Here is a 21,729-nt window from a genome sequence, read left to right as displayed (position 1 = left end):
CTTAAAGACCTGAAAGTTTTTGTGATTGCTTGTATAGCAAGCCGGTCAGCGGCAGTGAAATCAGGATCATCAGCGCGGCATAAGGCGCCGCTGCAACATAATCAATCTCGCTGGTCAGCGCCCAGAACCCCGTCGCCAGTGTACGGGTGCCAAGCGGTGAAAGCAGTAACGTCGCGGTAAGTTCATTACTCGCGCCAAGAAATACCAGCGCCGCAGCGGCCGCCGCGCCCGGCGCCGCAAGCCGTAACGTTACGCTGAGCAGTGCTCTGGCGGGTGTTGTACCAAGACTTTGCGCTACACGTTCCAGCTCAACCGGCGCTTGTGCAATACCGGCGCGAAGATTCACCAGCGCTCTGGGCATAAACATCAGCACGTAGGCAAGAAACAGCGTCACTTCGGTCTGGTAAATCGGCCGGGCGTAATGGATGGTCACCGTCACCAGTGCCAGTGCGACAACAATTCCCGGTAGCGAGCTGGCAATGTAATTACAGCCTTCGAGCAGGCGAAAGGCAGGACGCGGATGACGTACGCTAAGCCAGGCCGTTGGGAGCGCAAAAGCGGTGGTGATTACCGCGCCGCAAAGCGCCAGAAAAAGCGTCTGGTGCAGAGAAAGCCACAAATCGGCATTATCCCAGCAGGCGACCCCACCTAACCATAACCAACGGGCAAGCACGACAAGCGGCGTGCCCAGCGACAGGATCACGGCGCAAAGGCACACTAACAGCCCCAACATACGGCCCCAGCCGCCCAATTCATGTTGCTGCTGCTTACGCGCCGCGCCAGCGCCAACACGGGCATAGCGAGCGCTGCCGCGCGCAGCGTTTTCCAGTAACAGTAACCCCAGGCAGCAGATTGCCAGAACGCCCGCCAGCATATTCGCCGCCGGGCCGCTAAAAGTGGACTGAAACTGGTCGTAAATGGCGGTGGTGAAGGTGTCGAAACGGATCATCACAAACAGGCCATATTCCGCCAGCAAGTGAAGTGCCACCAGCAGCGCACCACCGCAGAGCGCCAGCTTAAGTTGGGGCAACACGACGCGGAAAAAGATAAGCCAGGGCGGTGTTCCCAGCGAGGCGGCCACATCTTCCAGCCCCGGATCCAGTCGGCGCAACACGGCGGCCACCGGCATAGTGATAAACGGAAAATAGGCCAGCACGGAGATAAAAACCGCCGCCCAAAGCCCATTAAATGCAGGCGCAACGCTGACCCACGCATAGCTTTGCACGAATGCGGGAATGGCCAGCGGCGCGACCGCCAGAACCGACCATAGCCGTCGGCCTGGCAGCGAGGTCCTTTCGGTTAGCCACGCGATCGCCGTGCCAAGGACCACGCAGGCAGGCACGGCAATGGCGACCAACAGAAAGGTATTGCTCACCAGTTCGCCCACGCGGGGGCGGAAAATGAGCGCTTTAACGCTCTCCCATCCGGTGTCGATTCCCACAGCGATAACAAACCCCACGGGAAGTAAAGCAAGCAACGCGACAAAAAGGGCTAACACCACTAACACCACCGGGGGACGGTGACGCGTGGTCTGGCTGGCCGCGGCGGTTGCCGCCGGAAGCGTTAAACTGGACATAAAGCGCTCATGGTTATGCAATCAATTACAGTAGACCGGCTTCGGTCATTAACTCTGTGACTTTTTGGCTGTTCAGGGAGGATGGTTCAACAGCAGGTGCATCTAACTGATTCAGCGGCACTAATTTTTCGTTGGAAGCAGCATGCTCGCCCACGGCATATTCAAATGCGGTGTTGGTACGCAGCATATCCTGACCGGTTTTGCCAGTGATCCACTTGATAAACGCCTGCGCCTGTTTCGGATGTTTGCTGGATGCCAGCACGCCACCGCCAGAAATGCTGACAAATGCGCCAGGATCCTGGTGTTTGAAGTAGTGAAGCTGGGTGTTTTTACTGTTTTCGCCAGTTTTGGACTGATCAACAAAGTAGTAATAGTGATAGATCACGCCGCCATCGATCTGCCCGGCGTTCACCGCTTTCATCACCGTGCTGTTGCCTTTGTACGGTGTAAAGTTGATTTTCATGGCTTTCAGCCAGTCGAGTGTGGCTTTTTCCCCTTTCAGCGACAGCATAGCACTGACAATGGCCTGGAAATCCGCGCCTGACGGGGAAGCCGCCCAGCGGCCTTTCCATTCTGGTTTCGCCAGATCCATCAGCGATACCGGGAGCTGCGCATGGCTAATTTTGGACGGATTGTAGACAAACACCGTGCTACGTGCAGCGATGCCAATCCAGCGACCATGCGCAGGGCGGAAACGGGCAGGCACCTGTTTCAGCGTGTCGGCATCCAACGGTGCGAACAGCTTCGCATTATCCACCAGCGTCATCGCCGGGGAGTTTTCCGTCAGAAACACATCCGCCGGAGAGACACTGCCCTCCTGCACCAACTGGTTACCCAGCTCAGTATCGCCGCCGTTGCGCAGCGTGACTTTGATACCGGTCTCTTTGGTGAACTCATCAACCCAGGTTTTGGTCAGGTTTTCATGTTGCGCGTTATAAACAACGATACCGTCATCGTTATCCGCCGCCAGTGCAGCGGGGGCGGCTAAAACCGAAGAGATGACCAGTGCAAGCGAACAGAAAGGCAAAAAGCGATTCTTCATCTTCATTCCTTTTTTCATTGGTTTAATAGCGAACGTCTACAGACGAGGCTGGAGTGTAATCGTAGCGGAAATGAAATGAGAATCAAAACTATTATCACCAGAAAAGTTTAAAATTTAATATGAATAAAAGAGAAAAATAAGAAAGCGTCCGGTTAGCCGTTGCAAGATACTGTAAATATTAAGATAACCTTAAGATAATAAAAATATTTCAACTGTTATTAATAGCCACTATCTGCCACCCTGTTCTTTCCTTTTTGAGGATAACAAATTAACATCATACAGAGTGAGCTTAATATCAGACATCGCGAAGCAGCCTGCACAGGTAAGTAAAATAATTATGAAAAATAAAAAGATAGATACATTAGCAAAAGTGGCTATGCGCAACAGGGGTTTGTCGGTTAAAGAAAAACGCGTGCGTTATCAGGGGAAAATATTCACCTTTAAATACGTATCAGGACATTATGAGGTTTTTTTAGAAGACCAGCAGGTTGACTCCATCGCCACAGATAGTATCAACGACGCAATTGCTGAATATAAAGAGAAGCATAACAAAACGAAGCGTTAGGACCTGTGTCAATCGTTCCCCCCTCCTGAAGAAAAATACACGTACACCTGCTCCCCATCCGGATGAAACGAGGTGACGACATCTCTCTTCATGTACGCATGACATACCTTTGGTTTGCATACCCGGTGTTGCGGACTCTTTCTCCACTGTGGAAATGGCAGACAGATTTTATGGCCAACGCCAGATAACCAGGCAAAAGATAGCCGATATCCTCAGCTCACAAATCGCTGAAAATTCACCCTATCATTAACGTACTTAAGCCAAACAGATATCAGAATGGCGACGTTATTCGCAACAACAATATAAGATATATTTTCTCGCAAGCAGATGAAAGAACGGCAGATAATCAACTGATTGCGTTACATGCAAAAAAAAAGAAAATACCCACTTAAAAATAACGGATATTAGAACAACTATTTATTGCATATCCGTCAGTTCTGACTCGCCGGGCATCGCATTTGGCAATGTCTCGACTTTAGGTTTACTTTCCAATTGTTGCTGAGCGATCTGGCTATTTTTTTTCGCCATCTCCGCCTGCTCTAAATCCTGCTGTGTGACTTTTTTACCGGAAAACGCATCGATCATTTCCGTTCGGCCATCTGGATATTTCACGATCGTAACCAGTCGCCCGCCATATTGCGGAATACCGGACATCGCCAGCGAATAATCAATCTGATGATTTTCCACTTTTTTCTTTTCCTGAGCCTCTTGCTCAGTCTGAACTTCTTTTAAAGATTTGTGGTTTTCTGCACGAGAGGAGAGCGTCACTTTGGTGCTGTCATCCTGATACGACTGTTTGCCAGCGCCATGTTCAGTACTGGTGCCGATACTGATGCCGGTGCTATTCGCCGTTTCAATCTTATGCGTGATAGTCTCTTTTGTGCTGGCAAGGTGCGCGCTTGCCTGAATCGCCTGAATCTCCTGCATCATTATCTCCGCTACTCGTTAACCAGATAATTTGCGACGAATGACTCATCCTGGTGAGTCGAGAAAGATCCTCATAACGATTATCGACAGGCAGTTAAAACATATTAATAACAAATAATGCTGACAAAAGATGATTGACATAAGAAATTAAAATAAGCAACCCATCATTATATATTATATTAATTTCAGTTAAATCAGATGCAGCATGAAAAATATCATTTAAGTCAGATTAATTAATTTATCGCGGTGCAAAGAGCGACGTTAATGGCTGATTGTTACAGATGATCAGGGCATGATGTTCACGACGGCGGGTACATTTTCACACGGTTACGGCCCTGCTTTTTGGCCTCGTACAGCGCCTCGTCGGCCCGGTTAATCGCCAGATGGATGTTTTCGCCCAGCCCGCATCGAAAGGCACTGATACCCACACTGGTGGTAAAGCTCAGTGGCGCGGCACCCGGCACTTTAACCGGCGTCAGCGCAACCCAGGCACGCAGCCGCTCGCCGAGTAACAGGGCATCGGGTGGGCTGAGGTCCAGCGCAGCGATAATAAACTCTTCACCTCCCCAGCGGCAGATCAGGTCATTTTGCCGCATCTGCTTTTTCAACAGGGCAACAAAATGGCGAATAACATCATCGCCCGTCGAGTGGCCGTAAATGTCATTGATCTTTTTAAAGTTATCGATATCAAGAAACAGGATGGCCACTTCCCGGTGGGCCAGCCCTTCTCGCTCTGTGCAAAGCCGGGAAAGCTGCGCCAGAAAAGCGCGGCGATTCAATGCGCCGGACAACACATCGCGACTGCTGCCCGATTCAATGCGTTTAAGCAGAATTTTATTGGCAGAGACCACCCGTGAAACCATTAATATAGCCATGATCAATATTGAGAGATTGAGGCGAAACGCATTGAGCATGGCATCAAGATCCGCCTGGGTGACGCCCGTGCCAGGCTCGAGCAACCTGACAGCATAGAGATAATTCAACGCCACGCCGGTAAGCATGCAGAGTACAACGGTCGTTTTAAAGGAGTAACGCAAGGCGAACCAGGCGAGTGGAAAGAGGATCAATGCCACCATCTCAGTGCCGGAAAAAAGGACACATAGCAGCACAAACACTAAAAAAACGATCACCAATACCTGCGGGCGTAGCTGTTGCCAACCACGGTGTAATTGCCGCCGCACGGTGCGGAAAATTGCCTTGAACCGAATAAAAAAACAAACAAAGATGATACCTGTGCTGAGTTGTTCGCTGAACCAGCCGCGCATGAGTTGGTAGATATCAGCGCTGTTTGTCGCCCATAGCCAAAGGCCGAACACCGCCGCCGAGCAGAACGCGCCAGCCACCACCGGAATAGTCATCACCAGAACGGCATTGCCGGTGAACGTGCTTCGCTGTAGAAAACGGCTGTGGAAACAGTAAATAAAGCACAACCAGGCAGGCAGATAAAAGCCGATATTGAACGCGCAGTAGATAACCTTCTGCTCAATACCCGACCCGTCTTCAAAACTGAGAGCCGCCACCAGCATCGCGCTATAACTGATAACGGTCAGCAATGCATTGTGCAACAGTTGTCGCCCCACATGGCGACGACGTAAACGGAAGTGAATAAACAGGCTGAAGGCCAGTACGTTAGCAGGCCAGAATAGAGAAACATTGTTGCCAGGGCGAAAGTTTAACCCCCAGTCACTTACGAGATATACCGCGAAAAAGAGCACACACAGTCTGACGAGGTAACGACACATAATCTCCGCCCTCTTTAGTTCCTTTTCACCATCGCCTGTTACCGTTAGTAAACCGAATACCTCATTTATTTCAATAAGAAAGCACTGTAAGAGAGGTTAACCGCATCCAGCACAAAGCGTACTCCCCGCGTCTATCGCATCCTGCTATTCTCAGAGACGATAAAAACATCACATACCAGGAGTGATAATGAGCCAACAACCTTTACACGCCGATCCGCTTAGCTGGGGCCATGGTCCACGCACGTTCGAGGTGTTCCTTGAACCGACCTGCCCTTTCTCCGTCCGCGCATTTAACAAGCTGGACGCCTTGCTCAACGAAGTGGGCGAAGAGAAGGTCACCATCAAAATCCGCCTGCAATCGCAACCGTGGCATATGTTCTCTGGCGTGATTGTGCGCTGCATCCTTGCTGCCTCCACACTGCCGGAAGGCAAAGCCGCTGCGCGAAGCGTACTGAAAGCAGTAGCGGACCATCGAGAAGAGTTCGAATTCACGGACCACTGTAGCGGCCCGAATATGGATACCACGCCACAGCAAATTATTGAACGTATTGAGAAGTATAGCGGAGTGAAACTGGCGGCGGCATTTGCCAGGCCGGAATTGCAAACCGAAATCAAATGGCATAGCAAATATGCGCGGCAGAACGGCATTCATGTCTCCCCGACCTTTATGGTTAACGGGCTGGTACAGGCCGATCTCGGCAGCGGCGATGACATCGGCGTCTGGGCGCAGCGTATCCTCGCCTGAGACGCTGCTACACTGATGAGCACCCCATTCCAATAACGCTTCAACAGATCAACCAAAAGGCAGACCAATATGTCAGACAACTATCAGCCACCTAAAGTCTGGACGTGGGATAAATCCGGCGGCGGTGCATTTGCCAATATTAACCGTCCGATCTCCGGCCCGACGCATAAGAAAACCTTGCCGGTGGGCAAACATCCGTTGCAACTCTACTCGCTGGGTACGCCAAACGGCCAGAAAGTGACCATCATGCTGGAAGAGCTGTTGGAGAAAGGGGTTACTGCGGCTGAGTATGACGCCTGGTTAATCCGCATTGGCGAGGGCGATCAGTTCTCCAGCGGTTTTGTTGAGGTGAATCCGAACTCGAAGATCCCGGCGCTGCGCGATCACTCCACCACGCCGCCAACCCGCGTATTTGAATCCGGGGCAATCTTGCTGTATCTGGCAGAAAAGTTTGGCCATTTTCTGCCCAACGATCCGGCCGGGCGCACCGAAACCCTGAACTGGCTGTTCTGGTTACAGGGCTCTGCGCCGTTCCTCGGTGGTGGTTTCGGCCACTTCTATAACTATGCGCCGGTGAAAATCGAGTACGCTATTAATCGCTTTACCATGGAAGCCAAACGCCAACTGGATGTACTGGATAAGCAACTGGCTAACCATCCGTTTGTCGCCGGTGATGAGTATACCATTGCCGATATGGCGATTTGGCCGTGGTATGGCAATGTGGTGCTGGGTAATGTCTACAACGCCGCAGAGTTTCTCGATGCAGGCATCTACACCCATGTACAACGCTGGGCGAAAGCGATCCTTGCGCGCCCGGCGGTACAACGCGGACGGATCGTTAACCGTACGTTCGGCGAGCCGCATGAACAGTTGCATGAGCGCCATGACGCCAGCGACTTCGATACCAACACAGAAGATAAGCGTCAGGCATAATCTTCTGCACCGGGCGGTCGTCCGCCCGGTTTATTCCCGCTCTCCATTACCTTCCACTGTTTTTTTCACATCATATTTACACGACCAGAATAACTGGTAAGAATGCGCTTTATTTACCTGTAGCCGGCCCCCATGTCCGACATCGCGCTCAAACAGCAGATCCAGAATCTGAAAAAGCATAACGCCCGGCTGGTGCGGATAGCGCGTGATGCGCGCAATAAACTCAGCGCTGCGCTGGACGGTACCGGGCTGTGCCTGTGGCAGCTTGATGTTCCCAGTGGCAAGCTGATCATCTACAACCGCCGTTGGGGTTCGATGCTTGGGTATCAACCCAAAGAGTTGAGCGCCCATTTTGATGTCTGGCGTGAGCATCTGCATGAAGATGACCGCCAGCGCGTGCTGGACGCGTTTTACGATCATTTGCACGGCAAGACCCCGTTTTATGAAGCCCTGCACCGCATGCAGCATAAAAACGGCACCGTCACCTGGGTGCTCGACAGAGGCCGCGTAACGGAGTGGGATGCCAACGGTTCACCGCTAAAAGTGACCGGTACGCATATCGACATGACCAAAGAGAAGCAGTATGAGGAGCAACTCTCGGCGCTGGCGAACCACGATCCGCTCACCGGGCTGGCAAATCGTCACGCGCTGTTGCAACACTTTGATGAGTTAAAGCTTTCCGGGCCAGTGTGCGTAGCCTTTATCGATCTTGATGATTTTAAAGCGGTTAACGACACCTTCGGTCACCGTAGCGGCGACGAACTGCTGATCCAGCTGAGCCAGCGTCTGCGCAATGCCTGCCCGGAAGGAACGATTGTCGGCCGTCTCGGCGGCGATGAGTTTGTTCTGCTGTTACCGTTTCCGCTTACCAGCCTGCTGATTAACAGCACCGCGCATACTTGCCTGCGCGCGGCGCTGACGCCCTTTGAACTGGATAACGGCGAGGCGTCGGTTGGGGCATCGATTGGCATTGATGAAGCGCAGGATGACGACGATTTCATCAACGCGCTGAAACGCGCCGATCGGGCGATGTATCACATCAAGCATACCGGGAAAAACGGCGCGGCTCTCGGCCAGACACTGATTTCCCTCTCCGCTTGCGCCGGAGCATAGTTGATGAAAACCGCTCGCCAGCAGACGATTGTGCAACTCCTCACCCGCTATGACACCCTCACGACTGCGGCGCTGGCTACCCAATTGAACGTGAGCATCGAAACCATCCGCCGGGATCTGAATGCGCTGCAAACCCAGGGGAAAATAGTGCGTCGCCATGGTCGCGCACGGATGCTGCATTCACCGCAGCAGGAAAGCAGCGAGCCGTTTCGCAGCAGGCTGAAAAGCCATTATGCGGATAAAGCCGATATTGCCCGCCATGCGCTGAACTGGATCGATACGGGGATGACGCTGGCGCTGGATGCCAGCTCCACCTGTTTTCACCTTGCGCGGCAGTTGCCGGATATCGACCTTACCGTCTTTACTAACAGCGTGCCGGTATGCCAGGAGATCGTCCGACGGCAAAACATCACGCTGGTCTGTTCAGGTGGGAAACTGGATCGCGCCGAGCGTTGTTATGTCAATCCGGCGCTGCCGGGCCTGTTGAAATCGCTGGAGATCGATCTGTTTATCTTCTCCTGCGAGGGGGTGGATGCGGCGGGCGAGATGTGGGACTCCACCCGCCATAACGCCGCATTTAAAGCGCATTTGTTACGCCGGGCGCAGCAATCGCTGCTACTGATCGATAAGAGCAAATTTTACCGCGCCAGCGAAGTAAAAATCGGCAACCTGTCACTGGTGACGCAAATGATCACCGATGTAAAAACCGACACGCCTCATCGCTGAGGGGCAAAATCCGCCAGCTCCATATTGCGCAACGCCGCAAGCGTCTCTTGCGCTTCATTTTCATCAATCAGGCTCATGGCAAACCCCACATGTACCAGTACCCACTGCCCGAGCAGCGCACGCGGATCATCTTCGCACACCAGGGCGATATTGACCTCGCGCCGCACGCCGCAAACGTCCACCTGCGCCAGTTGATGAAAATCGTCGCCCACGGCCACGACTTGGCCCGGTACGCCTATACACATCTTACTTACTCCACTTCAATACTTTTGATCTGTACGCCCTCGCTGTGCTCAATATGCAGCGTTGGGCAGTGACAGAGAGGGCACTCATCATGGCGGGTAATTTCCACCGACTGGCTGCAATTCCAGCACCATGCCTGCGCGGGTTTATGGAGGATATGCAACGCGCACCCTTCAGCAAGGGTATCGCGGCAGGCGATATCAAAGCCGAAACGCAGCGCACTCTCCTCCACACAGGCCAGCGCGCCCACTTCCAGCCACACACCGGTCACCTTGCTGGCGCCGTTTTGCCTGGCCTGCTGTTCGATGATCTCCACCGCGTTCTGGCATAGCGATAACTCATGCATGCCGGGCGTCCTTCAGCCGGGTGAGCAACGCTCGGCGACTCACCGACTCGCTCACCGGCAGGGAGAGTGCCATTTTCAGGCAATCATGCGCCAGCGAGGCCCCCTGTTCCGCACGCAGTTCCCGCGCTAATGGTGACATTAACGAACAGCTCAGATACTGCGCAAGGGCGGGCATTTCGCCAACGGTAAAGGTCATTTCGCCATAGGGTAATCGCAGCCCAATACGCTCGCCAACATTGCGACGTACCCAACATTGCTGCGGACCGGGAAAAATCAGCAAACTCAGCATCCAGGGCGTTATCACACAACCTATCCACTGCCCCTCAAACAGTGTGAAGGGCGTCACCGAGACCGGCATGTGTGGATGCACAAAAGGTAAATCGTGCATCTCACCTGCGGCCACGGCTGCAAAAGCAGCCTGCACCTCGCTGTGCGGCGAGGCGTCAAAACCGGTGATTTCATTCTGCATGCTGAACCTCCCTGGGCGTCAGGACTACACCAGACTCCGCCAGCGCATCCAGCACCGCCTGTAATGCCGTATCGATACTTGCAGCAACGATCGGCGTCAAACCAATATGCGGCTCCAGTGAGGCCGGAATGACACCGACCAGCGTCAGCTTCGCCGGAAACTCGCCGGTAAAGCGCAGCGCGGACAGCACATCAGACAATCCCAGTTGGTGCGGGGAAATTTTATTGCTGAACAGCGTGGGCACTTCATCGTCGCGCAGGCAAATGACGCTGCCAGGCTCGCTTTTGCGCGTGACAATGGCGTCTGCAATGATCAGATGATCGCGGTTCGCCATCGCGCTCAGCAACTCCATGCCAGCGGTGCCACCATCCAGCACCTCGACCTGTTCCGGCAGGTGGAAACGCTGCTCCAGCGCTTCCACCACCCGTACGCCGATTGCCTCATCGGTGAGCAAAATATTGCCCACCCCCAACACTAAGATCGACATTACAGCACCTTCACCGACACCACATCGTTACCCTCTGCGTCCAGCACGTGTACGGCGCAGGACATACAAGGGTCGAAAGAGTGAATGGTGCGCACCACTTCCAGCGGTTTTTGCGGATCGGCAATCGGCGTGCCTACCAGCGACTGCTCGTAGGGACCGGCTTCGTCATTCACGTTGCGCGGTCCGGCGTTCCACGTCGATGGCACGACAGCCTGGTAGTTGCTGATAGTCCCGTCTTTGATCACGATCCAGTGCGAGAGCATGCCACGCGGCGCTTCGAGGAAGCCTACACCTTTAAACTCGCCGCTGGCGGGAATATCCGGCTTCACAAAGGTGGTCATGTCGCCTTTGCCGATGTTGTCGACCAGCGCCTGATACTGCTGGCTGGCAACCTGATGCAGCTCGCAGGCATGCACGGTACGACCAATAATGCGGCCCAGCGTAGAGTGCAGTTGCTCTATTCCCAACGTTTTGCCAGTGAGTTTGTGGTAGATCGCCACAATTTCATTGAGTTTGGTGGTCGTGGATTCGCGCTTCGCCGCCAGTTTACAGAGCATATTGGCCAGCGGCCCCACTTCCACGGTTTTGCCGTAGAAAGTCGGTGACTTCACCCACGAATATTTCCCGTCTTCCTGCCAGCCGGTGTAATTCGGCACCGTCGTCCCTTGCCATGGCTCTTGCGGCGCTTCGTCTTTATACCAGGCGTGTTTCGCGCCCTCCTGAATGCCTTTCACCATAAACGGATCGTTGTATGCGGTGATGGCCCGATAGGTGCTGAGATCGGCGTTTTCGATGTAACCGCCAGGGAACAGGAAACTGCCGTTTTCACCGTCGGTCGGAAACTCCGGCGTACTCAGGTAATTGACACTGCCTTTACCACGCTCCAGCCACTCCGGATAGAACGCCGCAATCACGGCGGTATCGACCTTATAAACCTGTTCGATAAAGGCCTGCAGCTTGTCGATGAACGACTTGAGGTACATCAGCCGTTCCAGATTCAACACTTCGATGCCGTCAAGATTGATCGGGTTGGCAACACCGCCCACCGCCATGTTTTGAATATGCGGCGATTTCCCGCCAAGCAAGGCGACGATGCGGTTGGCATCACGCTGACACTCCAGCGCCTGTAAATAGTGCGCGACGGCAATCAGGTTCACTTCCGGCGGCAGCTTCATGGCCGGATGTCCCCAGTAGCCATTGGCGAAAATCCCCAACTGACCGCTGGCAACCAACGCTTTGATTTTGTCCTGCACCTCTTTAAACGTGTTTTCGCTGTTCAGCGGCCAGTCAGAGAGCCCTTTCAGCAGGTTCGCCGCTTTTGCCGGGTCAGCATTGAGCGCAGACGTGATATCAACCCAGTCCAGCGCCGAGAGTTGGTAGAAGTGCACGATATGATCGTGGATAGTATGCGCGGCCAGAATAATGTTGCGAATATACTGGGCGTTGACCGGAACGTTCATATCCAGTGCGCTTTCCACGGCACGGACAGAGGCAATAGCGTGAATCGTCGTACAGACGCCGCAGATGCGCTGCATAATGATCCATGCATCCCGCGGGTCGCGGTTCTTCACTATCTCTTCCATACCGCGCCACATCGTGCCTGATGCCCAGGCTTTGGATACAACACCGTTTTCAATTTCGCAGTCAATGCGTAAATGACCCTCAATACGGGTCACCGGATCGATGGTAATTCGTTGACTCATGCTTTACTCGCCTCATGACGTTCTTGTCGTTGTAACGGAGGAATAATCGGCAACAGACGTATGAGTAAGATGTACGCACAGACTTCAATTGCCACAAAACCGATAGAAATCAATATCTCTTCCCAGGCCGGGAAGTAGTGATAGCCATTGCCGGGATTAAACGCTAACAGCGAATAGGAGAGTCGCCACAGAGCGCATCCCAACAGCATGCTTAACGCGCCGATAAACAGAACACGGGAATCAGTACGCAGACGCGCCGAGCGCAGCACCAACAGCGGGAACATCAGCAGTGCGATTTCCAGCCAGAACATCAGGCTGTAAAAATCCCCAGCAAAGGCGTAGCTCCACTTGTCGCGCCAGGTGATTTCCCCTACGCGCAGCAGCAAAAACAGCGCCAGGAGAACGCTTAACGTCCCGGTTAACTTCGTAAAGAGCCGCTTTTCATCCGGCCCGTTGCCGCGCAGACTGGCCTGCAACAGCGAACCTTCAAAGATGACGATCGAAAAGCCCATGATAAACGCGGTCAACAAGGAGAAGACCGGCAGCATTTCGTAGCTTTGCCACAGCGGATAGACCTTGTACCCGGCCGCGATCATCAAAGAGCCCATCGAAGACTGGTGCATGGTGGGCAGCAGCGCGCCAAGAGCGATAATAAAAAACATCACCTTATTCAGCCGCCGCAGCGACACTTTCCAGCCCAACCGCTCCAGCAGCGCGGGCGCGAACTCCAGCGCCATCACACCGATGTAAATCGTCATACAGACGGCAGTTTCAAACAGGACCGAGTTCACGTTGAAGTGCCCCGGGATGTAAAAATAGGGCAGATTCCAGTAACGCCCGACGTCAATGGTGATGGACAAACCGCCCAGCGAATAACCAAACAGACTGGCCAGTAATGCCGGGCGCACCAGTGGATGGTAGTCGCCACGGTTAAAGGCATATACCGCCCAGGCGAGCGCCCAGCCGCCGCAAGCGAAACCGGTGCCGATCAGCAAATCGAAAGCGATCCAGATCCCCCACGGATAACCACCGTTAAGATCCGAAACCGATCCCAGGCCGAAGATCAGACGCTTGAGGATAAAGATCCCGCACAGCACGATCAGCGGGGCAAAAAGCAGTATTGGCTTGCTGAACAGCTTGCCGCCCAACGGTTGCGGATCATGACTCATGATCGTCGCCTCCTTCATGGTGCTCATTCTTCGTATGTCGACGTACCAACGCCGTCAGCCCCGCCAGCACAGCCAGCGGCAACATCATGCCTTTGTACACCGTATGCTGAACATGTTCCGAACGGGCACCGGTCGCCAGATCATCCAGCGCTGGTAACCCCAGCACCTCGTAAGGCACGCCGGTCAGCACCAGCACCTGTGTGCCGCCCCCCTCTTTTTCACCGTACAGATGTGGGTAGTAGCTGGCGACAGTGTGTTGATAGGTGTCGGCGGAGGTGAGCGTTTGCCGGGGGTAGTGATACTCAGTACCCGGTTTTAGCGAGAGGCGTTTTTTGGCTTCCGCCAGTAACTCTTCGCGCGTGCCGAAAATCACCGCACCGGCAGGACAGACTTCCACACAGCCAGGCAATCCGCCTTTATCCAGACGCTCAACGCCTTTCTGGTTACAGAGCTGGCATTTGTGCAGTTCACCGAACGGATTGTTGTAATCGTATTTCGGCACATCGAAGGGACAGGCGACCATGCAGTAGCGGCAACCGGTACAGACGCTGGCGTCATAATGGACGATGCCGGTTTTACTGTCCTTCTTCAGCGCCTGAACCGGGCAAACAGAGACACAGTTGGCATCCACACAGTGCATGCACTGCTTTTTGATATAGGCGTAGCCATCATCGAGGCGATCTTTGTTCACCCCGCTGCCGCTATGCCAGACCTGAATGATGTTATTGGTGTATGGCGAAAGTTTGTCGTTGTTGGACCAGGTTTGTTGACCCTGCGGATTACGTTGCGGGGTATTGATGTCCTGGCAACGGGTCACGCAAGCCTGACACCCCACACAGAGCGTGGAGTCGTAGAGCATGCCCAGCGCGCCGGGGATCGGCGGGCGGTTCTCTGCGGCGGCAAAACTCGTCGACGAGCCTGCCGCCAGCAACGCCCCGCCGGACGCCACTTTTAGAAAATTACGTCTGTTCACGGTTAGTCTCCCTGTGAGTCAGCGTCGTTTTTCTTTTGCTGACGCCCCAGCTCGCGCACCGTCATAACGCCTACGCCCGCCACCAGACCCACTACGCCGCCCAGCAGACCAACGGCCGTTGCCGAAACCGCGCCCCCCTCTTTCAGGTTGACATCGGGTTTCTCTGCCCGCGGCGTAGGGTTCTCGACATGCGCCAGTTGATGGATGCCTTTATGGAAGCCAATGCCTTCTTCATTACAACCATAACAGGGGTGACCGATCGCCACTGGCCAGACGCCGCCCACATCGCAAAATTGCAGCGTGGAGCAGTTACCGTAGGTTTCCGGCCCTTTACAGCCTAAGTGATAGAGGCACCAGCCTTCACGATGGCCCTGATCGCCAAACGCTTTCGCAAAGCGTCCGGCATCAAAGTGCGGACGGCGTTCGCAATGCTCGTGGATCAGCCGACCATAGGCAAAAGCAGGACGGTTTTTGGCATCCAGCGCAGGCGGTTTGCCAAAGGTAATGATGTGCGCCACCGTCGCGAGGAAGTTTTGCGGGTTCGGCGGACAGCCTGGAATGTTGATCACGGTTTTACCCGGCAACACCGATTGCAGGCTTACCGCACCGGTAGGATTGACGCCCGCCGCGGCCACACCGCCCCAGGCGGAGCAGGAGCCGATGGCGATGATCGCCGCCGCGTTTTCTGCCGCTTTACGGATATGTTCCACAATAGGCTCGCCAGCCACCATGCAGTAAATCCCGCCGTCTTTCATCGGAATTGAGCCGTCAACCACCAGCACATACTTCCCTTTATATTGCTCGAGCGCGCGGTGTTTGTTCTCCTCAGCCTGATGACCAAAGGCAGCAGAAAGCACTTCGTGGTATTCCAACGAAATGGTTTCCAGTACCAGGTTTTCAACAGTGGGGTGGGTAGAGCGAAGCAGCGATTCGGTACATCCGGTGCACTCCTGTGCGCCAATCCAGATAACCGGTGGACGTTGAGGATGACTGACGGCTTCCGCCATCTCAGCAGCAGCCTTGCCGCTTAATCCCATGGTGGCCGCTAACGCAGCACACAGCTTCATAAAATCACGACGGCTCACACCCTGTGATACAAAATGTTGATTCTCTCCTGCCATTTACTTGTTATCCCTTAGCCTGGACTAGGATTATTCTCCTCCCCTTTGGGAACAGAATGCTGCGATCGCCCCGACAATTAATCACATAAAAAACAAGGGTATTATGCAAAAAGTTGATGCGGTTCACAGTAGGCACAAAAGAAATAGGGGCTTGTGGGCACAAAACGACAAAAAAAAATGAAAGCCACCCTCGACAAAAGTGACCTTCACTAAAGAGAACTACATTGAGCAAAGCTTATTTTTAGGTTTCGAGGCGGTAACCCGCCATAAAAAATCGGATCACAGTGCTGGAGTGGCTCTCGCGAAAGAAGTCCATCACCATGTCCTTATCCAGCCCGTAACGACGCGTAAGCATGCCTGCTTCCCACGCGCTGAGTTGACGATCGCCGGTTTTTTCAAACATGCGATGCGAAAACCCGAGTACAAAACCACGCTTATAATCCGGGCAGAAATGCGCCACGTTACTGGCGCTATCCGCCTGTGACGCATTCAACCCGGCCATCAAACCCTTACCAAAATGGTTGTCCATCGCTACTCCCCTCAATCGCTATATAAAAAATTATATATCGATCTTTAATGGGGGCAATAGCGCTGATTAAAACGCCACCCACTCATCAGACGAAGCGGCTTCTTTTTTCGCTGCCCCGCGTGATAAATCCGGTTTGACCAGCTTCGGTGCAGCCGGTTTATGCTGCTCTTCGCTGGAGAGACGGAACTGCTGAACGGAACGCTGCAACTCTTCTGTCTGGCGTTCCAGCGCAGCAGCAGCAGCAGAAACTTCCTCAACCAGCGCGGCGTTCTGCTGGGTAACGTTATCCATTTGCGTAATCGCCACCCCCACCTGAGAAATGCCTTTACTCTGTTCAGAAGAGGCGGAGGCTATTTCTTTCATAATGGTGGTGACTTCAGTGACCGCGCGCAGAATACCTTCCATTGTGGTGCCCGTATCGTTAACCAGCTGTGCACCTTTTTCTACGCGGCTAACCGAGTCGGCAATCAGCGTTTCAATCTCTTTTGCTGCGCCCGCACTGCGGCTGGCAAGGTTGCGGACTTCCCCGGCAACCACTGCGAACCCGCGGCCTTGTTCACCTGCACGCGCCGCTTCAACGGCGGCGTTCAACGCCAGGATGTTGGTCTGGAACGCAATGCTGTTAATGACGTTGGTGATTTCAGCAATTTTCTTCGAACTGCCGGAGATCCCATCCATCGTGGTGATCACTTCTTTTACCAGTGAACCGCCTTTACTTGCCGTCACCGAGGCCGCCTGCGCCAGCTCGCTTGCATGGCTGGCGTTCTCTGCATTCAGTTTCACTGTTGAGGTCAGTTCTTCCATACTGGCGGCGGTTTCTTCAAGCGCGGCAGCCTGCTCTTCAGTACGGGAAGAGAGATCGTTATTACCGGATGAAATTTCTGTCGCACCGCGCCAGATATTCTCACTGCCGTGGCGGATGCTGCTTACCGCTTCACGCAGGCTGTCCTGCATCGCTAACAGCAGCGGTACCAGTTGCCCCACACAGTTACGGCCAAAATCTTCCAGCGGCTGGCTGAGATCGCCTTGCGCCATCAGACCGAAGTGCGACCGAATACGTGCCAGCGGTTTCACCATCATGGTGACCAGATAACGATCGGTGAACAGCAGGATCAGCAGACCAAATACCATCGCCGCAATTAGCGCATTACGCGTGCTGCTGGTTTGCCCGTCAACCAGGATCCGGGTCTGATCCAGCATCGCGCTGGCGGTTTTATTAAAACTTTCAGTGGCCGCGCCAAAGGTACGGCTCAGCACCGGGGTCACTTCGTTGGCCTGTTTACGGTAAGCCTCCGGCGTGCCTTGCTGCGCCAGTTGCATCTGCGGCGTGATCCCCTGGTCGAGCAATGCCTGCCAACCGGCAATCACTTGTTCGGAGACTTTTGGATCCATCGGACCCGGAGATATCGCTTTAAAGTCCGCCAGTCGACGCCCCATGTTATCCAGCGCCTGTTGGACCGGCGCCATATCCGGTGAGCCACCCGCAGCTTTGGCTTCCATAACGCGACTGAGACGAGTAACAAACCGAAAATATTGATCGTTACCCTGACTGAGCAGAGTCATCTGTGACACTAACTGGCGATCAACATCATTGCCATCGGCCACTTTTGACAACGAAAAAACGCTATACAACCCGACGCCAGACCACAGCAGACCGAAGATCCCCAGGATCACCAGCATCACGGCTCGTATAGTAAAGTTACGAAGCATACCCATAATATTATCCTTGCGGTGAAAGTAGATTCTCGCCTGCGGGCGAAACTTAACTTCTTATCGGCAAGTTTTAGAAAAGTTGTATGGTTCGCTTAAAATTTTTTGTGCATCCTGAAGTGCCACATATCACCTCAACTGGTAGATCCAGTATCCTCCCAGAACGTTATTCTGCTAACTTTATGCCATATTTCCCTTCACCACCCAAAAGAGGGCAATGCAAAAACACACACCATAACAGACTAATTTATAATGATTTTTTTATTTATAATTTTTATGAAAAAAATTGAAAATACTTTTCACCAGAAAATGATAGTTATTAACAACCTTTTGCAAAAGGCTAAAACAGCGTGCACATATAAGGATTACGTTATATCGATATGTTGATAAAAAGAGACCGCGCGCCTTTTTCTTAAAACAATCAAAAAAACGCCTCAGGAAATATTAAAATATATAAACAAACGCTTCAGTAAAATATCCAAACAGGGTGTTAAGTGTACTTTAAAGGTAAGTTAAGAATTATTAAAACATACTCACGCCCAGCTTGGGAACAGACATCTTTATGTGCAATCTGGAACAACCTGAAACAACAAAACCCAGGTGTCATGCGACATGGTCGAGAGATTACGAACTCAACGATCACCATGTCCGCTCTCTCACCGTGAGCGTATATGCGCCGTATTGCTTATTTTTTCATACATTCACAAATATTATGAATCGCGCCTCATTATTTATGAGGAGGTTATTTTTCAACCGTTTCTCTCAGCCGTTTTGCCAGACAATATCTGGTTACCTAACGTAAATTAAAACAGCTATTGCCCCTCTGTGAGGTGATTTTAAAATAGTGAATCGTCTGTTATTTGATCGATTCATGCACCTCGTTCAGCATAAAGATCGACAATACCGGTCTCCCTGCGGGAGATTCATCCCTGGCGCAGGTACTTTTCGAACCAACCGAGAGTGCGCTGCCAGGCCAGTTCCGCCGCAGCACGGTCATAGCGCGGCGTAGAGTCGTTGTGAAAACCGTGATTCACCCCCGCATAAATGTACGCCTCATAGACTTTGTGGTGTGCTTTCAATGCCTGCTCATAGGCAGGCCAGCCTTCGTTAATGTTTTTATCCAGTTCAGCGTAATGCAGCAGCAGGGGCGCGTTAATTTTCGCCACATCCGCGGCTGGCGGTTGACGACCATAGAACGGCACGGCGCAATTCAGCTCCGGATAAGCCACTGCCGCTGCATTCGAAACGCCGCCGCCATAGCAAAAACCGGTGATCCCCACTTTTCCGCTGGCATCCGGGTGTTGGCGCATAAATTCGACAGCGGCAAAGAAATCATTCATTAGCTTTGTCGGATCGACCTTTTGTTGCAACTCACGCCCTTCATCATCATTGCCGGGATAGCCGCCTACGGAACTCAGACCGTCCGGCGCTAACGCCAGGTACCCCGCTTTTGCCACCCGACGCGCCACATCTTCAATGTAAGGGTTGAGACCACGGTTTTCATGCACCACCACCACCGCCGCTATTTTCCCGGTGGCTTTTGTTGGCCTGACAAGATATCCCCTCACTTCACCATGCCCGTTTGGCGACGGGTAGGTGATATATTCCGGGTGAATATCCGGATCGGTGAACACCACCTGCTCCGCCAGCGCGTAATTCGGCTTAAGCAGGTTAAACAGCGCCAGCGCCGTCATCCCTCCTACCGTGTACTTACCGGCCAGATGTAAAAATTCGCGCTTGTTGATTTTGCCGTGCGCGTAATAGTCGTAGTAGTCGAGTAATTCCTGAGGAAAGTCTTTCGCTGTTAAACGCGTCATCACATGTCTCCGCTCGTTTTTTCCTTCTAAGCAAAGCATAGCGGTCCGTTTTCTGCACAAAAAATGTTCAACTATCAGACTGACCTTTGATGTGCAGAAATCCGGCGATAAGATAGAAACGTTGTTTCGAATTAGCCTGTACAATAAAGGAGACATCATGCCTGGTTTCGTCAACCCGGATCGCTATGCGCAGATGCACTATCGCTACTGTGGCAAAAGCGGTTTGCAGTTACCCGCCCTTTCACTCGGTTTGTGGCACAGTTTTGGCCACAGTCACGCCCTGGAGTCACAGCGCGCCTTGCTGCGCAAAGCGTTTGATCTGGGGATCACCCATTTTGATTTAGCCAATAACTACGGACCACCAGCAGGCAGCGCGGAAGAAAATTTCGGCCGTCTGCTACGGGACGATTTCGTCAGCTACCGCGACGAACTGATTATTTCCACCAAAGCGGGATACGATATGTGGCCAGGGCCGTACGGTTCCGGTGGCTCACGCAAATATCTGCTCGCCAGCCTTGATCAGAGCCTGAAGCGTATGGGGTTGGAGTACGTGGATATCTTCTATTCGCACCGGGTAGATGAAAAAACGCCGATGGAAGAGACCGCCGCCGCGCTGGCCCATGCAGTGCAGAGCGGTAAAGCGCTCTACGTCGGTATCTCTTCCTATTCCACCGACCGCACCCGGCAAATGGCGGCGCTGCTGCGCGAGTGGAAAATCCCCCTGTTAATCCACCAGCCCTCCTATAACCTGCTTAATCGCTGGGTGGATAAAACCGGACTGCTGGATGCGCTGGAAGATAATGGCATGGGCTGCATCGCGTTTACGCCGCTGGCGCAGGGCTTGTTGACGGGGAAATACTTGAGCGGTATTCCGGAAGGCTCACGCATGCAGCGTGAAGGCAATAAAGTGCGCGGTCTGACACAGAAGATGCTGACGGAAAGTAATCTCAACAGCCTGCGGCTGCTGAATGAGATGGCGCAGCAGCGCGGGCAGTCGATGGCGCAAATGGCGCTGAGCTGGTTGCTGAAAGATGCCCGCGTCACCTCCGTGCTGATTGGCGCAAGCCGCCCGGAACAGATCGCGGAAAATGTTCAGGCGTTGAATAATCTGACATTCAGCGCAGACGAACTGGCGCAAATCGACAAGCACATCGCCGATGGAGAGCTCAATTTATGGCAGGCGTCGTCGGATAAATGATCGTACGCAGGCCGGGAAACCGGCCTGCAGCGATCAATGTTTTTCGCGGGTCAACCTGTCCAGGTAGCCCATCACAAATGCTGAGAGCACAAATGTCAGGTGGATTATTACGTACCACATCAGTTTGTTGTCCGGCACATTTTTCGCATCCATAAACACCCGCAGCAAATGAATGGACGAGATGGCGACGATAGAGGCGGCCACTTTGTTCTTCAGGGACGTGGAGTCCATTTTGCCGAGCCAGTTCAGTTTCTCTTTGTGTTCTGCGATATCGAGCTGCGAGACAAAGTTTTCATAGCCGGAAAACATCACCATCACCAGCAGGCCGCCGACCAGCGTCATATCCACCAGCGACAGCAGCGTCAGAATGAGATCGGCTTCCGCCAGGCTGAATATGTTGGGCAGGATGTGAAAAATCTCCTGGAAGAATTTTACCGTCAGTGCAAGCAGAGCAAGGGAGAGGCCAAAGTAAACCGGGGCGAGCAACCAGCGCGAAGCGTACATTGCGTTTTCCAGAAATCGTTCCATAGTGTCCTGTAAGATAGCTTAACCAGCGGCCAGTATATCCCAGTCAGGTAAACATTTGGCAACACTC

The 21,729-nt window shown here is 53.2% G+C and carries 22 protein-coding genes; 6 read left to right on the top strand and 16 right to left on the bottom strand.

What is annotated here, in order from left to right; genetic code table 11:
* Position 1: 1 nt before the first annotated feature.
* On the bottom strand, positions 2 to 1,576 hold the full coding sequence (locus tag O9K67_RS03790) for an ABC transporter permease (RefSeq protein WP_061493171.1): 1,575 nt from the start codon (positions 1,574 to 1,576) through the stop codon (positions 2 to 4).
* 25 nt (positions 1,577 to 1,601) lie between these two features.
* Positions 1,602 to 2,618, bottom strand: a complete 1,017-nt coding sequence (locus O9K67_RS03785; RefSeq protein ID WP_061493170.1) for an iron ABC transporter substrate-binding protein — start codon at positions 2,616 to 2,618, stop codon at positions 1,602 to 1,604.
* 337 nt (positions 2,619 to 2,955) lie between these two features.
* Here O9K67_RS03785 and O9K67_RS03780 point away from each other — a divergent pair, with 337 nt between their 5' ends.
* A complete protein-coding gene (locus O9K67_RS03780) occupies positions 2,956 to 3,183 on the top strand; it encodes a hypothetical protein (RefSeq protein ID WP_061499753.1) in 228 nt (75 codons plus the stop codon).
* Between the two features lie 417 nt (positions 3,184 to 3,600).
* Here the strand turns inward: O9K67_RS03780 and O9K67_RS03775 are convergent, their stop codons facing one another.
* The gene (locus O9K67_RS03775; RefSeq protein WP_271044637.1) at positions 3,601 to 4,113 is read right to left on the bottom strand and encodes a hypothetical protein; all 513 of its coding nucleotides are present in this window, start codon (positions 4,111 to 4,113) and stop codon (positions 3,601 to 3,603) included.
* Between the two features lie 296 nt (positions 4,114 to 4,409).
* Positions 4,410 to 5,852 (bottom strand): GGDEF domain-containing protein, encoded by a 1,443-nt coding sequence (locus tag O9K67_RS03770; RefSeq protein WP_061493168.1) that lies wholly within the window; start codon positions 5,850 to 5,852, stop codon positions 4,410 to 4,412.
* Between the two features lie 187 nt (positions 5,853 to 6,039).
* On the opposite strand from O9K67_RS03770, the gene O9K67_RS03765 reads away from it, so the two are divergent.
* The 4 genes from O9K67_RS03765 to fucR all read left to right on the top strand — a co-directional run bounded on the left by O9K67_RS03765 (position 6,040) and on the right by fucR (position 9,369).
* The gene (locus O9K67_RS03765; protein ID WP_061493167.1) at positions 6,040 to 6,597 is read left to right on the top strand and encodes a DsbA family protein; all 558 of its coding nucleotides are present in this window, start codon (positions 6,040 to 6,042) and stop codon (positions 6,595 to 6,597) included.
* A 69-nt stretch (positions 6,598 to 6,666) separates the two neighbouring features.
* Entirely contained in the window at positions 6,667 to 7,530 is an 864-nt protein-coding gene (yghU, locus tag O9K67_RS03760) for a glutathione-dependent disulfide-bond oxidoreductase (RefSeq protein WP_061493166.1), read from the top strand.
* Positions 7,531 to 7,662: 132 nt separating this feature from the next.
* Positions 7,663 to 8,643 (top strand): sensor domain-containing diguanylate cyclase, encoded by a 981-nt coding sequence (locus tag O9K67_RS03755; RefSeq protein WP_061493165.1) that lies wholly within the window; start codon positions 7,663 to 7,665, stop codon positions 8,641 to 8,643.
* A 3-nt stretch (positions 8,644 to 8,646) separates the two neighbouring features.
* Positions 8,647 to 9,369, top strand: coding sequence for an L-fucose operon activator (gene fucR, locus O9K67_RS03750; protein WP_061493164.1), 723 nt, complete (start codon positions 8,647 to 8,649; stop codon positions 9,367 to 9,369).
* On the opposite strand, the gene hybG is transcribed toward fucR, so the two are convergent.
* From hybG to yghX, 11 genes are all read right to left on the bottom strand, one after another.
* Entirely contained in the window at positions 9,360 to 9,614 is a 255-nt protein-coding gene (hybG, locus tag O9K67_RS03745) for a hydrogenase maturation factor HybG (RefSeq protein ID WP_061493163.1), read from the bottom strand. The genes fucR and hybG overlap by 10 nt on opposite strands.
* 5 nt (positions 9,615 to 9,619) lie before the next feature.
* Complete coding sequence (gene hypA, locus O9K67_RS03740) at positions 9,620 to 9,958, bottom strand: hydrogenase maturation nickel metallochaperone HypA (RefSeq protein ID WP_061493162.1); 339 nt, start codon at positions 9,956 to 9,958, stop codon at positions 9,620 to 9,622.
* Positions 9,951 to 10,427, bottom strand: coding sequence for a hydrogenase-2 assembly chaperone (hybE, locus tag O9K67_RS03735; protein ID WP_061493161.1), 477 nt, complete (start codon positions 10,425 to 10,427; stop codon positions 9,951 to 9,953). Before hybE ends, hypA begins: the two co-directional genes overlap by 8 nt.
* Positions 10,417 to 10,914 (bottom strand): HyaD/HybD family hydrogenase maturation endopeptidase, encoded by a 498-nt coding sequence (locus O9K67_RS03730; RefSeq protein WP_061493160.1) that lies wholly within the window; start codon positions 10,912 to 10,914, stop codon positions 10,417 to 10,419. Before O9K67_RS03730 ends, hybE begins: the two co-directional genes overlap by 11 nt.
* Positions 10,914 to 12,617 carry a hydrogenase 2 large subunit gene (hybC, locus tag O9K67_RS03725; RefSeq protein ID WP_061493159.1) on the bottom strand — a complete coding sequence of 568 codons (1,704 nt, stop codon included), beginning with the start codon at positions 12,615 to 12,617 and terminating at the stop codon, positions 10,914 to 10,916. Before hybC ends, O9K67_RS03730 begins: the two co-directional genes overlap by 1 nt.
* Positions 12,614 to 13,786 (bottom strand): Ni/Fe-hydrogenase cytochrome b subunit, encoded by a 1,173-nt coding sequence (gene hybB, locus O9K67_RS03720; RefSeq protein ID WP_061493158.1) that lies wholly within the window; start codon positions 13,784 to 13,786, stop codon positions 12,614 to 12,616. Before hybB ends, hybC begins: the two co-directional genes overlap by 4 nt.
* Positions 13,776 to 14,759 carry a hydrogenase 2 operon protein HybA gene (hybA, locus tag O9K67_RS03715; RefSeq protein WP_061493157.1) on the bottom strand — a complete coding sequence of 328 codons (984 nt, stop codon included), beginning with the start codon at positions 14,757 to 14,759 and terminating at the stop codon, positions 13,776 to 13,778. The genes hybB and hybA overlap by 11 nt, the downstream gene beginning before the upstream one ends.
* 2 nt (positions 14,760 to 14,761) lie before the next feature.
* On the bottom strand, positions 14,762 to 15,880 hold the full coding sequence (gene hybO, locus O9K67_RS03710; protein WP_061493156.1) for a hydrogenase 2 small subunit: 1,119 nt from the start codon (positions 15,878 to 15,880) through the stop codon (positions 14,762 to 14,764).
* Between the two features lie 241 nt (positions 15,881 to 16,121).
* Entirely contained in the window at positions 16,122 to 16,409 is a 288-nt protein-coding gene (locus tag O9K67_RS03705; protein WP_061493155.1) for a DUF2623 family protein, read from the bottom strand.
* Between the two features lie 66 nt (positions 16,410 to 16,475).
* The gene (locus tag O9K67_RS03700) at positions 16,476 to 18,125 is read right to left on the bottom strand and encodes a methyl-accepting chemotaxis protein (RefSeq protein WP_061493154.1); all 1,650 of its coding nucleotides are present in this window, start codon (positions 18,123 to 18,125) and stop codon (positions 16,476 to 16,478) included.
* A 917-nt stretch (positions 18,126 to 19,042) separates the two neighbouring features.
* Complete coding sequence (gene yghX, locus O9K67_RS03695) at positions 19,043 to 19,936, bottom strand: YghX family hydrolase (RefSeq protein ID WP_061493153.1); 894 nt, start codon at positions 19,934 to 19,936, stop codon at positions 19,043 to 19,045.
* Positions 19,937 to 20,093: 157 nt separating this feature from the next.
* On the opposite strand from yghX, the gene O9K67_RS03690 reads away from it, so the two are divergent.
* Positions 20,094 to 21,134 carry an aldo/keto reductase gene (locus tag O9K67_RS03690; protein WP_061493152.1) on the top strand — a complete coding sequence of 347 codons (1,041 nt, stop codon included), beginning with the start codon at positions 20,094 to 20,096 and terminating at the stop codon, positions 21,132 to 21,134.
* A gap of 33 nt (positions 21,135 to 21,167) precedes the next feature.
* Here O9K67_RS03690 and O9K67_RS03685 read toward each other — a convergent pair whose 3' ends face one another.
* Positions 21,168 to 21,662: a TIGR00645 family protein gene (locus O9K67_RS03685; protein WP_061493151.1), complete on the bottom strand. Its 495-nt coding sequence runs from the start codon at positions 21,660 to 21,662 to the stop codon at positions 21,168 to 21,170.
* Positions 21,663 to 21,729: the final 67 nt, after the last annotated feature.

It is taken from the genome of Kosakonia oryzendophytica (genome assembly GCF_027886705.1).
Taxonomy (GTDB): domain Bacteria; phylum Pseudomonadota; class Gammaproteobacteria; order Enterobacterales; family Enterobacteriaceae; genus Kosakonia; species Kosakonia oryzendophytica.
This window is presented reverse-complemented; position numbering and strand designations above follow the sequence as displayed.